This is a genomic window from Sphingomonas sp. PP-F2F-A104-K0414 (assembly GCF_004340945.1).
Taxonomy (GTDB): Bacteria; Pseudomonadota; Alphaproteobacteria; order Sphingomonadales; family Sphingomonadaceae; genus Sphingomonas.
In genome coordinates this window covers 120,610-134,499 of the sequence record NZ_SLYD01000009.1, presented here as the reverse complement: position 1 = coordinate 134,499, position 13,890 = coordinate 120,610, and the positions used below count along the sequence as shown (strand labels likewise).

Genomic DNA, 13,890 nt, shown 5'->3' with positions numbered 1-13,890 from the left:
GGTTTGTAACGCCGGGCACCCGAAGGCCCGACGGCGTTATCGCGCATCGCTGGTCTGGATCTGGCCTCGAATTGACGCTTGATTATCCTGACGGTGGGTTGGGATCGTTCCCGTGACTGTCCGATCCTCCGATGGTGCCGTCCCGCTTGTGAACCTGCAACTCCGTCTCTTGGTTTCGGCTGATCTCGCGGCCTATTTTCTCGGCATCCGCCTTTGTAGCGGCGCGGTGACTGGCTCGCTCGTCGCCGTCTCTCTTGACCTGCCAGCCCCCGTCCTTGTGCGGCATCACTCTATGGGTATCACGTGCCATTTCCGTTCTCCGTCACCATTCTGAACGAAGGTAGCTTGCCACTGGCGTTCCGTCCACAAACTAGCTGAGATGTGGAAGGCGCCTGGCGGAGGATGTGGCACGAGCCGCTCGCTATCGGGCGGGCTTTCGGCCCGACGTGATTAGGTCGAACCAACGGTCGTAAGCCGGCACCGTGCCGGACTGGTTACGGCCCTCCTCCCGAGCAAGAATCCGGAGCGCCTTCTCGAACGCTTGGGGTTCCAATCGATCGAGATACTCCGTGAGCGTTGTCACGAGGACATCACGGCGGCTGGTACTGGGACCCTTGATGCCGAGAGCCGTATTCGCGGCCTTCAGGTCGGACATGGCGGGGAAGGAGCGCTTGGAGATCATCGCGTCGCGAAGCTCGTCGATCGTAAGTGCGTTGGGGCCGCTGAACCTGGGTTCCAGTTCCAGCTCGGGCGGAGTGACTGCGACGGCCCTTTTGGGCGCAGCCTTTGATTTGGCCTTCTTCTTGGCAGCGGTGGTGGAAGAGGCCCGTTCGACTTGTAGCCGGATGGCCTCGGCTAGCGCCGGCGAGCCGCCGCGATCCTCGAGCTCTGTGATGACCGGCTTCCAGTCGATCATGCGGTACTTGACGAAGAGTGTTGCCAACTCTCGGATCAGGGATTCGGTCTTGCTGCTCACAGGCCAATGCTCCCCAGGAATTCGTCACCCACGCGCTCAAGCTCCTCCTTGCGGCTGGAACGGGCGTTGTCCGTCAGAAAGATCGGCTTACCTTGTCGCGCACCGGCGGGGTAGCTGTCGGAATGATTGATCTCGTTTTGGAAGACCGGAATGGAATTTCGTCCGGCTGTTTCGCGGACGTACCGCCGGCTACGGCTATGTTCGACACGGTCGCTAACGTCGTTGAACACGATACCGGCGATCTGGGGGGGCGTCTCGTTCCGGTGCGTATTCTCGAATTCCTGAATCGACTTGAGCAGAAGCGGAAGGCCGATTGCGGACAGGAATTCGGGTTTGACGGGAACCAGGATCCAGTCGGCGGCGAAATAGGTCGCAGTGGAAAGGATGGACTCCGTGGGAGCGCAGTCGATTATGATGAGGTCGTAGGTGTCGCGGATTTCATCCAGTGCATCACGCAAGACATGCGCGCGTTCGAGAGCAAGCCGCATGCTCCAGGCGAGGTCGAGGCTCGCGGGAACGAGATGAAGGCACGACTCGTCGTTCCAATCGTGGACCTCTCGGATGAGCCCGCGGATGTCCACCGGACCGTCACCGGGCTCGTGGCGAAAAAGCATCTCGATAGTAGCGTCTTCGTCTGCCACCAGCCGTTCGTACCCTTCGACGCCGAGAATGTACTGGCTGAGGTTGAACTGGGGATCCAGATCGACGAGCAGAACGCGCAGGCCGCGATTATATGCCGCGTGCCAGCCGATGTTGGCGGTGAGGGTGGATTTCCCGACACCGCCCTTCATGTTCATCAGCGCTGCGACGGAAGCTGGTCGGCGAGTTTCAGTCGAGGCGCTGGGCGCTACCGCTTCCTGGCGAACGGTGATGCCTTGGGAGATCGCCCAAGCGGTCACCGCTTCACGGGTCCACACCGGGCCGGCCTTTAGCGTGGCGGTCGGTACTGGAAAACCACCCTTGCGGCCTCTCCAATTCGCCACGACCTGCTTCGAGACGCCGAGCATCTCCGCGATTTCCGCAACCCCCACCAGTTCCAAGCGACCGTCTCCTACCGTTATCAATGTATAAGTTTCTTTATCGGCGTTCACAATAGCCGTTGACAGCGTGCGTGCAATGCTAGATTTGGAACGCCGTTCAGAGCGGCGATGCCGATGGATTTTGCTGCTCTGGAAGGGGTGGCCCCGGGGGAGGCGTACCTGCCCCGGGGTCCGTTGCCGACCCTTTGTGGGATCGGCTGCTATGAGAACTGTAGTGGGCGCGAGATGGCTGAAAGTCAAGAATTCGCGGCACTGACGCCGCAGACGATCAAGGCCGTGGAACTCGCGCTGTCGAAGCCGCGGTTCTCTGCCTATCTCGGGTCGCACGGTGATCACGAATATGCGCTTCGCCTGTATCTTTGGAATGGACGGCTATCGAAGGCGTTCCTCTTCCCGTTGGGGGTCTGCGAGATCGCCACGCGCAACGCCATCAACGGCGCCCTGTCCGGGGTGTATGGGCCTAATTGGGTGCTCGCGCCGCCGTTTGGGCTCAACGTATTTTCCGCCCAGTCCCATACAAGGGCGCTCGATCGTCTGACCCGTGCCGCGCAAAACCGGGGCCTCCCACCACCCGGATCAAACGACCTCGTGGCTGCGCTAACTTTCGATTTCTGGTCAAACTTGTTTCGGGACGACTATGATCACGTGTGGACGCAACCCGTACTGGCCGCCGCCTTCCCACATCTCCCGGCGGGATTCCGCCGCAAAGACGTGCAGAAACAGGCGGCGGAGATCAACGACCTGCGGAACAGGATCGCGCATCACGAACCAATTCACGATCGACAGAATCACGGCGCCAAACTGGCCAGAATCCTCGATCTCATCGGCATGAGTTCGCGAACGGTAAGGGACTTTACGCGTCGTCACTCCACGGTGATGATGGTTTCGCGAACTCCTCCGACCCTGCATTCCCGGTTTCCGGGCCGGCCGCTCGCGCAGATGAACCTGCGGCCTCCCCCGGTAGTGGCAGCCAAAGATACGCTCGACATCGTCCTCCCGGTGATGCGTGCGGCACGCCCCGAACTTGCAATGATCGCCGGGGCGGGCGCGGAAGGGGTGCTGACGACCACGAGCGCGATGGCGCTGACCGCCGACCGGGCGGCGATGACCGCCGGGATGGTGGATCTGACGGACCTCACCGCAAGAGACGTCGTGAACCTTCATCCGCTTTCGTTCGCCGAGATAGATGTCAGGGCGACGAGCGGTGATGTGCTGGCGCTGTTCTTCCCTTCCGACTCATCTGCGCTGAAACCTGCGGTCGTCATCGTCCGCTCGGTGGTCGGCCATGTTGCCGGTGTCCTCATCAGGCCGGAGGTTCGCCTCTGACGGCTCATGCGCGCGGTGCGAATTTTTTGTAGATGCTAGGCGCGTGCTCCACGATACCGCTGCGGCGGGCTGGGCATTGACTCGGGATACTGCGAGATTTGTCCTACGGCTTACCATTCTAACCGCAGATCCAGACTAAGGCTTTTCTTGCGTTGATCAGCACACAGCGCTTGGATTGACGCCTTTTGGGCATGCCAATAGGTGAATGCGGTTAGCGAGTTTGCGTGCATCATGAACGATACCCGATCGAGACTACTCTGATATCGCCGTAACGGGGCGAAGCGAACGTTCCGCCGGTGTGATCCAGGATTGGAGGTTCCGAACTCAATATCGCTGATGCCCGCCGAGCAACAGACTCATCCGGGAGTTGATTGCGAGAGGCGCCATGTTCCACGGCCAGCCCGTTTTGCGTCGTACAGCGCGACGTCGGCCAACTTGTACATTGTCTCGTTCGACACTGAGCCGTCAGTACCAAGAGCGATGCCGACGCTCAGGTCTGCGCGTACTTCATGCTGGCCGATGGAGACCGTCGTCGAGAAGGAGTTGTATAGTCTCTGGCACGCATCGGTGACGGCACGCTCGTCAGAAATCCCGGTCAATAGGATCGCAAACTCGTCGCCGCCTAGGCGGAAGATACTGTCCCGCTGGCGTACCGCATCGGTAAGCCGGTCGGCGACCTCAACCAGTAGCGCATCACCGACGTCGTGGCCCAGCTCATCGTTAATGCGCTTGAAGCGGTCAAGGTCGATGAGCAGCAAGGAAAATGGTTGGCTTTCTGCATTGTTGACGTGTCGTGTTAGAGCTTCGCCAAATAGTCGACGGTTGCCGAGACCCGTCAATGTATCAGTATATGCGAGTTTCTCGAGTTCGGACTGGCTTACGAGTAGTTTTGTGGTGCGATCCTTTACAAGATCTTCGAGCAGTTTTTGCCGTCTCAGCGTAGCACGCATGCGTAGGTGATAGAGTGAGTAGATCACGAGAAAGAGGCCGAGGATCGCCGTAGCGCGGAACAGCAGCGTCTCGTACCAGCGGTGTTCAACATTCAGTTCGAGTGTGAGGGGCGCGCCGATGGGGCGCAGGCGGGAACCCGACGTCGGCGCTATCGCCCTGATCTCCAAAGTGGATTGGCCGGCGGGGAGGTTGGTGTAACGGGCGACCCGGTGAAAGGCGTCGACTCGAGTCCATTCGGTTTCCAGCGGGGACAGTCGATAGGCGTAGGCTTGTTCGCGACTGCTTGCGTAATCGAGTTTGGCGAACTCGGCGGTAAGGTCGCGTTGAGCACGCCCGATCGGCAGAGAATCGTTGCCCGCAAGGCCGGCGAGTGATTGGGCGCCGCTGATGACTGAAGTGAACCGCAACGGTGCAGCGACCGAATTTCGTTCCGGTGCGCTCGGATCGATAAGAGTCAAACCACCGAAGCCGGCAAATAGAATTCGACCATCGGGCAGAACGTCGCCTCCCCCGGTCCAGTTTGCGATGAAAGCGACCCCATCGGAGGGGCGCAACGTCGTGATGGTCAGCCGCAATGGGTCGATCCGCGCGATGCCGCCATCCGTGCTGACCCAGATCGCGCCGTCTCGCCCTTCGAGGATCTTGTCGACGGTGTCGTGGGGTAAGCCCTCTAGCCGTCCGAGATGACGTAGGGGCCGCCAGTGGCGGGCATTTCGCACGTAGATCGTTATGCCCCCCCCGGCCGTACCTGCCCATAATCGCCCTTTTCGGTCCCCTAGCAACGTACTGACGTAATTGGCCTTGAGGCCGGGCGCCAATCCGGCGCTCGGGCGTATCTGCGTCACTGTGCCGGTCGCGAGATCGACCCGGTTTAGTCCATGAGCCGTGCCGACCCAGAACGCGCGGTCGGTGGTGAATGCCATCGAGCGGACGCGCTGATCAGTCAACGACGCGGACCAGCGTGTGGGGATCGGTGCGCGAGGGTTGCGCACGTCCGTAGTGCCGACTCCCTTGCCGCCTGAATATAGGGTCTGGCCATCCATGAGCAGCCGTGACCACGGCTTTGCGGAGAGCTTGCGCGCGCTTGTCCCCGAAAGGGAAATTGAGAAGAGCCCTTCGTCGCTCGCAGCGAAGGCCGATCCACCCCGCTCGGAGAATGCGAAGGCCTGAACATCGCGCCTCGCGCCAGGAAGCTGTTCGAGACGTGCCGCGCTACCAGGCTGTGGAGGTATCAGGCGGAATGCCGGCGTATCGGCGGTACCGTACCAGATCGCACCATCGGGCGCCGCTCCGACCGACCATGCGGCGTGCGGTTGCAGGCCGGGCCCTGTTCGCAGCGCGCTGACGATGCTCAGTACGCGGAGCGGCGAGGGGTCGACATAGGCGAGCGAGGAATCACCAACGGCCCAGATCAAACCCGAGCGGTCTCTGAAGAGCGCGTTAAGCCCGTCCTCGGGCAAGCTCGCTGGTATCAGTGGATCATGTGCGAGGCGCCGGATCCGCCTCGTCGCCGGATCGATCACCCAGATACCTGCACGCGACGAACTCCAGAGCTTTCCTTCTCCCGCGTCGATCATCATGCCAAGCTTCGGCGTTCTTTCGTCGACGGCGATCGGGTGATGATGCGCGGCGCCTTCATGATCGAAGAGGTAAAAGCCAGATTTCCCTGTAGAGATCCAGAGTTCCCCTTTGATGTCTTCATGAAGTGCCGAGATCACGTCGTCGGTCGGCAAGCCGGGTATTTTGATATGCTGAAAGGCCCTGTCGGCTGGGCGTCGTCGAAAGAGGTTTGGTCCTCGCGCAACCCACAGAACGCCCTTGCGTCCGATATGGATGGCCTGAACGTCTCTCGCTAATGGTCCCCCCACCGGGCCAACGGGAACGGCGGTAACGACATGGTCGCCCCTGCGGACATGCGACAACCCAATATCGCTGCCGACTAAAAGTCCGCCGCTACCGTCACTCGACATCGTCAGGACGTGTGCATGATCGAGCGCTGTGCGCTTGGGAGGTCTGACGAACCGATCAGTTTCTACGTCGTGCCGGAGTAGGCCTTCCGAGCTCATGCCGAGCCACAGCACACCGCCTTGATCGGCAAACACTTGGTTTACCATCAGTTCGGGAAGCGCAGCTGCGCCCGGTCGCGCTTGCGTCGTGTAAGTCTTGAACCCCGTACCGTCCCAGCGGGATAGCCCAGCATCGGTCGCGATCCACACGAAACCCGTACCATCCTGAGCGACGGAACGTGGTAGACCCGCGTTGGGAATAGTATCATCTCGCGCCACCGTTTTGAACATCAGATCGGCCGACGCTCTCCAAGAGGCGCGCTGCGGCAACGGATTGGCCGTGGGTGATGAGGTGGAGTTCCGCGGTCGCTCTGCCATGCGAGCGCTCGCCGTAAGTGAGGCCATCCCGCCGAGGATAGCTAGCGAGGGCAGGTGGCGATACCAGGGCATATAACGCGGATCTCATAATCGCCTTTAGACTTGTTTAAGTCGTCGGCGCTTTCACCCAGGCTGCAGACTCGTCGGTCAGGCTCGAAATATGACTGCGGCCAGCCGACTGACGACCAGACATTGCGATTACGTGGGCAATGCGGGGACGCTTAGCATTTGGTCATGGCGGCAATCCACAAGGTCAGACTGTTGATGCCGCGATAGGGGGCGCCGTTCGAGGGGAGCGAGACATTGGGCGCGGTACTGCCGTTCCACGATTTCGACCAAGGCCGGGTGCTTGCCTCGATCATCGCGATCATCTGACCGGTGATCTCCTGATAGACTTCGGTCCGATTGTTGGTGATCCGTCCCATGATATTCTTCCTTTCCTTTGAGGTATCAAGCCGGTTGCAACAGCAACCGGCTCTGCCTTTCCGGCGAGGAACGGGATCGGGAGGTACGGCGAGAATCTGACCCCTGGCGTGGGCGAGCCGCCAAGCGTGGCCGACGTCTTGCGAAGCATCGGCCACGCGTAGCGGATTACGCGGGGGGCCTGATTGCCCTTCGGGAACGAAAGGGCAGCCGCCCTTGGTGCTCCCTCCACGCAGCGGTCTTCCGGGGAGGGCCGCGCGACGCTGCAAATTAGCGTCGCGCCCGTCGGCGCGGCCATAGGTATGCCACGTGGCACACCCCATGCGAGGATTGTTACCCGACTGGGACGAGACAGCGGCAATGTGGCTTGGGCGGCGCGAACGCCGATAGCGCCTTACCCGTCAAGGTCTTACCCCACAAACTTTGCATCTCGGAAAGATAGCGACCTGTATGTCGCCTGTGCCTTTCGCAAAGGACAACATCCATTCTCGATCAATCGAGGAAACGCCTTTGATCAATCCCGGACTTCATGCAGGATGCTTGGGAACGGAGCGGGTGGGGGCCACGCCGTGTTCCGGGAAGGGGAACACGTGCTGCTCGCAGACAATGAAACCAAGTTCGACCTACTGAACAACGAAGCGATCGCTACAACCATTGTCGGGCTCATCGGTGAGAACCCCGAGCGGGCGGTAACGGTAGGAGTCCACGGGGACTGGGGTGCGGGGAAGTCGAGCGTGCTCGAGATGATCGAGAGCGCCTTGGACGGCCATGATGACATCTTGTGCATCAAGTTCAACGCCTGGCGTTTCCAGGGGCTCGAAGATGCCAAGATCGCTTTGATCGAAGGCGTCGTCACCCAATTGATCGAGAAGCGGTCTCTCGCGACCAAAGCCGCAGATGCCGTGATGGATGTCGTCAAACGGCTCGACTGGCTCAAGATCGCGCGTATGGGGGGCGGCCTCGCGTTCACGGCGATGTCCGGGCTGCCAAACCCAGATCAGATCGGCTCCGTCGTGGGGATGGTGAAGGGCTTCTTCGCTGATCCCAAGAAGCACCTCGATAAGGACGAGATCGACAAGGTCGTCAAGGGCGCCGAAGGGCTGCTGAAGGCGAAGGAAAGCCGGCGGGTCCCACAGGAGGTCGAGGAGTTCCGCAAGGCATTCGACGAGCTGTTGCTCCGTGCGGGCCTGAAGCAACTCGTCGTCCTGATCGACGATCTGGATCGCTGCCTACCCGAACCGGCTATCGAGACGCTGGAAGCGATGCGGTTGTTCGTGATGATGGATCGTACGGCCTTCGTCATCGCCGCGGACGAGGCGATGATCGAATACTCGGTCCGCAAGCATTTCCCCGATCTTCCGGATACGACCGGTCCGAGGGATTATGCTCGCAATTATCTCGAGAAGCTGATCCAGATCCCGTTTCGGATACCGTCGTTGGGCGGCGTCGAGACATACATTTATGTCACCTTGCTGTTGGTCGGTGCGCGCCTCGGCGACGACAACGAGCAGTTCGGCGAATTGGTCAAGGTAGCGCGCACGGCGCTGAAGCGGCCCTGGGACCCGACCGGCTTCGACAGCGGCGCAGTGCAAGAGGCACTCGGTGATCGCGCCAAGGACGTGGCGGAGGATCTCGTCCTGACCGAGCAGATCGTGCCGTTGCTTGCCAGCGGGACGTCGGGCAATCCGCGGCAGATCAAGCGGTTCTTGAATAGCCTGCTGTTACGTGCGCGCACCGCCGACGCTCGCGGGTTCGGCGCAGCCATCAAGCTGCCGGTCCTCGCGAAGCTCATGTTGGCCGAACGGTTCATTCCGACGCTATTCGACGAGATCGGTCTCGCGTCGGCGAATGATCCAGATGGTCGATGCAAGGACCTGGGCATACTCGAAGGCGAACTGAAGGCGGCGCCAGTAAGTCCCCCCGAGGAAGCGCCAACCGCCGCGAAAAAAACCGCTGAGGAGCCGCAAACGGGTGCGAAGAACCCAGCCCCACCTGCGAAGGCGGCAGTGGCGTCGCCCGAGAATCCGGTCCTGACACAGTGGATGGCGTCGGACGTCATCAAGGCATGGGCAAAGCTGCAACCGCCGATCAGCGGCGTTGACCTTCGTCCGTACCTGTTCGTCACGAAGGACCGGAAGGATTATCTCGCGGCAGCTTCGGCGCTGGGCCCGCTCGCCGCGGTCGTCGAACGCCTGATGGGACGACGCATGACCGTATCGGGGATGGACGCCGAGTTGCGCGCGCTGGCGAAACCGGAAGCGTCGCTGGTGTTCGATTTCGTTCGACGCCGGATCCTCGCCGCAGGCGATTTCGTGCGCCCGCCCGCGGGCATCGACGGCGCGACGATTCTGGTTCGCACGCAACCGCATCTGCAATCCGCGCTCGTCGATATGCTGGGGATGCTGCCCGAAACCTGCGGGCCGTGGGTCGTTGCGGGCTGGTCCGAGGTGTTGACCGAAGAGAGCGAGAAGCGCCGCTTCCAGAACCTGATCGAGCGGTGGAGTAAGATCAGCGATAACCCGGCGCTCCAGGCGACCGCTACGGCTGCTCTGCGGACCGGGATCAAAAGCTGATGGGCACCTCGTCCTCCTTCGATGGGCCGACGAATGATCGGCCACTCGTTCCGACCTTCATCGATGATTTCGACCGCGGCGACGCCGACAAGAACGACGATGGTGCCGATGGTCAGGATGCCGACGGTAACGCCGGTGATGGGACCGACCAGGGTGATGGCGCCGCACCGCCTCCAGCAGTCCCTCTGCCGCCACCTGGGCCGGCAGGCCGCTTCAGCTCGCCCCGTAGCGCTTTCACGACATTCGCTAAATCGGGCGGGACCGATCGCAAGAGTCTCGGACGCGCGGTATCCGGCTATGTCCGGTCGTCGATGGGAAGCCCGCGACGTGCCGCGCAACGGATGGGCACCGCGCGCGTGTCGGGTGCCAATGTCGTCCGACTGCTGCAATCGGTCCAAGCGAACGGTATTGCCGAGACGCTGCGTGAGTTGAATCTCACGGCGCTCGCGGGTCGCCCGATCGAGGAAGTGTTCGCTGGTCTAGCCGATCACGTCTGCCCGGAAGACGGCTCGATCGACCAGGGGATCGCGCGAAACGCCTTCATCGAGACGATCGCCGATCTCGCCGATGCCGGCATCACCGACATCGATGGACTGACACCCGAGCAGATGACGACGGTCTTCGAACTGTACGTTGCGCACACCATCGAAGCACGAATCTGCAACGACATTGGCACGAAGGCCGTCGCCCTCCCGGCCAATCCCGCGGCCGCGCAGAACGTCGAGGACATGCTGCACGACTTCATCCAGCGCGGCGTCAGCGATGCCGTTTCCCAATCGGGGAGCAACATTCAGGCCTTATCGCCGACGGAGATCAGCGGGTTCGTGACGTCGGTGTACGAAGACGCGTATCGAATCCTGCAGGCGATGGGTGATGCGGAGGCTGCACGATGAAGCGACACCTGCTCGTCGGCACGATGGGTGCCAAAGACAAGCCAGCGATCGACACGGGCACGGACGAGGCCCGCTCGGACGTCCAGCTCTTGAACGTGGGCGGTATCGCCTACGGGATACAAACTGCACTCAACGACTTGCGCAAGCTCGACCTGGTGCCTGATGAGATCGGTATCGATCTCCTAATTCTCGGTGCGCTGGTCTACGCTGCCGACACGCGCATCTCGCGCGCAACCGAAGCGCAGGATGGTTGGACGCGCGAGATCCGCATCGTCCTACCCGTCAGCGATGTCGCAGCTTGGAAGCGCGCACGGCCGATCGTGATCCGTGCGCTCGGCTTCTTGAGCGGCGATCGCTGGTCGATCGAATTCCGCAAACGACCAGCGGGCAAGGAACGTCTTGCGGGAACCGTCCCTACACCTTTGCTGCAAACCGACCTCCTCGGCGTCAACCTGTTCTCGGGCGGGCTCGATAGCCTGATCGGGGCGATCGACAGCCTGACGAAGGATGAAAAGCCCCTGCTGGTTAGTCATGCTGGCGAGGGTGCGGGGAGCAGAGCGCAGTATCTGTGCCATGCCGAGTTGAAGGCTCGGTTCCCTAAGCGACACTTCGAATGGGTCCGCCTGCCGATGGTGTTCGCGCATGATCTCGCTGACGGGGTCGGTTCGGAGACATCGACCCGCGCGCGCTCCTTCCTGTTTTTCGCTTTTGGCGTGGCAGCCGGTACGGCGCTGCGTCGTCGCTTCGAACTGAAGGTGCCGGAGAATGGATTGATCGCGTTGAACGTGCCCTTGGATCCGCTGCGTCTCGGTGCACTCAGTACCCGTACGACGCATCCCTTCTACATGGCGCGCTGGATCGAACTGGTCGCCGCGCTCGGCATCGATGGCTCGCTCGCCAACCCCTATTGGGCGATGACCAAGGGCGAAATGGTCGAAGCGTGTACGGACAAGGCCTTCCTGCTCTCGATCGCCGGCAAGTCTATCTCATGCTCATCACCGGCAAAGCTGCGCTGGGCACGCCAGGCACAGGGGCATTGTGGCTATTGCCTGCCGTGTCTTATTCGGCGGGCATCGATCCCGGACGGTGATCCGACCGAATATTACCTTACCGATATGAAGCGCCGAGCTCTGAACAGCGCCGAGGCCGAAGGGGTGCAGGTGCGCTCCTTCCAGCTCGCGATAGCGAGGCTCCGTGCTAGGCCGGAACTCGCCAAGGTGCTCATCCACAAGCCCGGACCGCTCTACGATCACGGTATCGACGACCAGGCGGAGATGGCTGGCGTCTATGCCCGTGGACTGGAGGAAGTCGGTCGACTCTTGGATGGCGTTCGCACGAAACCAAAGTAGACGCGGCCGATGACGAACCTAGTCGATTTCCATTGCCACCTCGACCTTTATCCGGATTTTGAACGTGCCGTGGATCGCAGCGACCGGGCTGGCGTGTTCACGCTAACGGTGACGACGACGCCGAAGGCATGGCGACGGAACGCGGAGGTCACCGCGTCGACCAAGCACGTGCGCGCTGCCTTAGGCCTTCATCCGCAGCTCGTGAGCGAGCGCGCCGGTGAGATCGGCCTGTGGGAGAAGCTGCTGCCTGAAACGCGATACGTCGGCGAGGTGGGCCTCGATGCGGGCCCCCGCCATTATGCGTCGTTCGATGCGCAGAAGAAGGTTTTTGCCCACGTCCTTCAAGCGTGTGCCGAGGCCGGGGGAAAGATCCTTTCGGTGCATAGCGTGCGATCTGCGAAAGCCGTGCTCGACATGGTCGAGGCTCATCTGCCGTCCGATCGTGGACGCGTAGTGCTCCACTGGTTCACCGGCTCGGCGTCGGACGCACGCCGCGCAGCTGAGCTGGGCTGTTATTTTTCCGTCAACGAACAGATGCTCGAGAAGGTCGGCAAGACGACCCTCATACAGTCTTTGCCGCGAGATCGCCTTCTGACGGAAACGGACGGTCCGTTCACGAAGGCGGGTTCTCGCGCTGCCGAGCCGATCGACGCCGGGCGGGCGATCCGTTCGTTATCACGGCTCCTCGATATGACCGAAGTGGATGCCGCGACGATGGTCCTCGCCAACCTGCGGGCTTTGCTTTCCGAGGGTTAACGCTTGTGTGTCAGGTGGCACACGGGCTGCGGGGCCTAAGATCTGTATCAGGCCGTTCACGTGTTATGCCGACGGGCGATGATCAGCCGGTGCCGGAGCGCGGTGTCCGGGTCGGTAGCCCTGCGGACATCGTCATCCTACTTCGGGGCCGGGATCACTACGGGACCCTCAGATAACTGACGACGTCTTCGACGAGATCGATGCCAAACTATGTGCTCATCGGTCTCTCGAACGGCCAGCCTATCGGAAAAACTGCGGAGAAAACGGGTAGTGCGACCGCCCCGGTAGCTCGAGCGCCGAGTTCGCAGCGGACCATCAAAGGAGCAAACCGCGCCGCGGGCCATCAGGACGTAACCCTGGCCAAATAAACTCGTTGCCGTGAAATGTATCTCATTCACTGCCTGCTTGCCTAATGGGCCGCCTAACCGTCGGGAGGGGAAGATCGGCGCTTTCTACGGGAGCCTGGAGGGAAGCCATCTTCAGGAGTGCTGCCAGTAACGGCTCGCTTTGACAACGAAGAGAGGGCGAGCCGGCCTGTCACTTTCCGGGCACCTGACGGGACGAAAACGCAAAAGAACGCGTGAGGTTCACTGGTAACGGCTCGCCCCTGGCGGAATCCAAGGACGAGCCGACCAGCGCATGTTGGGGTTACACCGGCCAAGTAGATACGCCCCCACGAGCAGGATCGCTTCACATAGGAAGGAAAGCACAATCATACCCGGCCGGAAGGGGACACTGGCGCAGCGCGGTTCGATTAAAAACGGCCCGCCCAAGGTCGAGAAGGGCGAGCCGACCGGATACGTGCATTTGGGAGGATTGCGTTCCGGTACTTCAGATACGGGCACAGAGGCGTTACGGTTTCACGGCAGTAACGGCCTGCCTCAAGCGCCCGTGTAAACGCGAGGCGGGCCGGCTGGCTCGGTTGGAGTATCCGCGCCAGCCATGAGCAAACCGACGAACCGCACAAGCGCCCCATTCTAGGATAAAAGTAACATGACGGGGCACGCCTGCCAGCAGTCGGGGCTAAGCGTCCGGTCATCAAACTAACCGCGCTGAGACCGCAATACAGCTTTAGTTGTTGCAACGATCTGTTCTAGGTTTTCATAACGAAGCCCATAAAAGTTCGGCCGTACCTGGAGCGTATCTTTGGTCGACTCTTGACGGTAGACGAGATGGCCGCGATGAACGCCTCCCTCGCAGCGACCTTGGGCAGAGGCGA

General features: G+C 61.3%; 10 protein-coding genes. 5 read left to right on the top strand and 5 right to left on the bottom strand.

Annotated elements, in window-relative coordinates; translation table 11 throughout:
* Positions 1–82 precede the first annotated feature (82 nt).
* The 3 genes from C8J46_RS18510 to C8J46_RS18500 all read right to left on the bottom strand — a co-directional run bounded on the left by C8J46_RS18510 (position 83) and on the right by C8J46_RS18500 (position 2,007).
* Positions 83–286, bottom strand: a complete 204-nt coding sequence (locus tag C8J46_RS18510) for a DUF2188 domain-containing protein (RefSeq protein ID WP_243643508.1) — start codon at positions 284–286, stop codon at positions 83–85.
* Positions 287–421: 135 nt separating this feature from the next.
* Positions 422–976, bottom strand: coding sequence for a hypothetical protein (locus C8J46_RS18505; RefSeq protein ID WP_132742174.1), 555 nt, complete (start codon positions 974–976; stop codon positions 422–424).
* Positions 973–2,007, bottom strand: coding sequence for a ParA family protein (locus C8J46_RS18500; RefSeq protein ID WP_243643507.1), 1,035 nt, complete (start codon positions 2,005–2,007; stop codon positions 973–975). The genes C8J46_RS18505 and C8J46_RS18500 overlap by 4 nt, the downstream gene beginning before the upstream one ends.
* A gap of 117 nt (positions 2,008–2,124) precedes the next feature.
* Here C8J46_RS18500 and C8J46_RS18495 point away from each other — a divergent pair, with 117 nt between their 5' ends.
* Positions 2,125–3,342 carry an Abi family protein gene (locus C8J46_RS18495; protein WP_132742172.1) on the top strand — a complete coding sequence of 406 codons (1,218 nt, stop codon included), beginning with the start codon at positions 2,125–2,127 and terminating at the stop codon, positions 3,340–3,342.
* A 356-nt stretch (positions 3,343–3,698) separates the two neighbouring features.
* Here C8J46_RS18495 and C8J46_RS18490 read toward each other — a convergent pair whose 3' ends face one another.
* Positions 3,699–6,590 carry a ligand-binding sensor domain-containing diguanylate cyclase gene (locus tag C8J46_RS18490; RefSeq protein ID WP_165886650.1) on the bottom strand — a complete coding sequence of 964 codons (2,892 nt, stop codon included), beginning with the start codon at positions 6,588–6,590 and terminating at the stop codon, positions 3,699–3,701.
* Between the two features lie 308 nt (positions 6,591–6,898).
* Positions 6,899–7,102, bottom strand: a complete 204-nt coding sequence (locus C8J46_RS18485; RefSeq protein WP_132742170.1) for an ArdC family protein — start codon at positions 7,100–7,102, stop codon at positions 6,899–6,901.
* Between the two features lie 183 nt (positions 7,103–7,285).
* On the opposite strand from C8J46_RS18485, the gene qatA reads away from it, so the two are divergent.
* Genes qatA through qatD form a run of 4 tightly spaced genes read left to right on the top strand, consistent with a single transcriptional unit; the run spans position 7,286 to position 12,671 of the window.
* Positions 7,286–9,673, top strand: a complete 2,388-nt coding sequence (gene qatA, locus C8J46_RS18480) for a Qat anti-phage system ATPase QatA (protein ID WP_243643502.1) — start codon at positions 7,286–7,288, stop codon at positions 9,671–9,673.
* Positions 9,673–10,566: a Qat anti-phage system associated protein QatB gene (qatB, locus tag C8J46_RS18475; protein WP_132742168.1), complete on the top strand. Its 894-nt coding sequence runs from the start codon at positions 9,673–9,675 to the stop codon at positions 10,564–10,566. The genes qatA and qatB overlap by 1 nt, the downstream gene beginning before the upstream one ends.
* Complete coding sequence (gene qatC / locus C8J46_RS18470) at positions 10,563–11,915, top strand: Qat anti-phage system QueC-like protein QatC (protein WP_132742167.1); 1,353 nt, start codon at positions 10,563–10,565, stop codon at positions 11,913–11,915. The genes qatB and qatC overlap by 4 nt, the downstream gene beginning before the upstream one ends.
* Before the next feature lie 9 nt (positions 11,916–11,924).
* Complete coding sequence (gene qatD / locus C8J46_RS18465; RefSeq protein WP_132742166.1) at positions 11,925–12,671, top strand: Qat anti-phage system TatD family nuclease QatD; 747 nt, start codon at positions 11,925–11,927, stop codon at positions 12,669–12,671.
* Positions 12,672–13,890 lie beyond the last annotated feature (1,219 nt).

Bases quoted from the DNA above. Each gene is read 5' to 3' on its own strand.
- C8J46_RS18490 (WP_165886650.1), bottom strand. From the start codon at position 6,590: ATGTTCAAAACGGTGGCGCGAGATGATACTATTCCCAACGCGGGTCTA.
- qatD (WP_132742166.1), top strand. From the start codon at position 11,925: ATGACGAACCTAGTCGATTTCCATTGCCACCTCGACCTTTATCCGGAT.
- C8J46_RS18510 (WP_243643508.1), bottom strand. From the start codon at position 286: ATGCCGCACAAGGACGGGGGCTGGCAGGTCAAGAGAGACGGCGACGAG.
- qatC (WP_132742167.1), top strand. From the start codon at position 10,563: ATGAAGCGACACCTGCTCGTCGGCACGATGGGTGCCAAAGACAAGCCA.
- C8J46_RS18485 (WP_132742170.1), bottom strand. From the start codon at position 7,102: ATGGGACGGATCACCAACAATCGGACCGAAGTCTATCAGGAGATCACC.
- C8J46_RS18495 (WP_132742172.1), top strand. From the start codon at position 2,125: ATGCCGATGGATTTTGCTGCTCTGGAAGGGGTGGCCCCGGGGGAGGCG.
- qatB (WP_132742168.1), top strand. From the start codon at position 9,673: ATGGGCACCTCGTCCTCCTTCGATGGGCCGACGAATGATCGGCCACTC.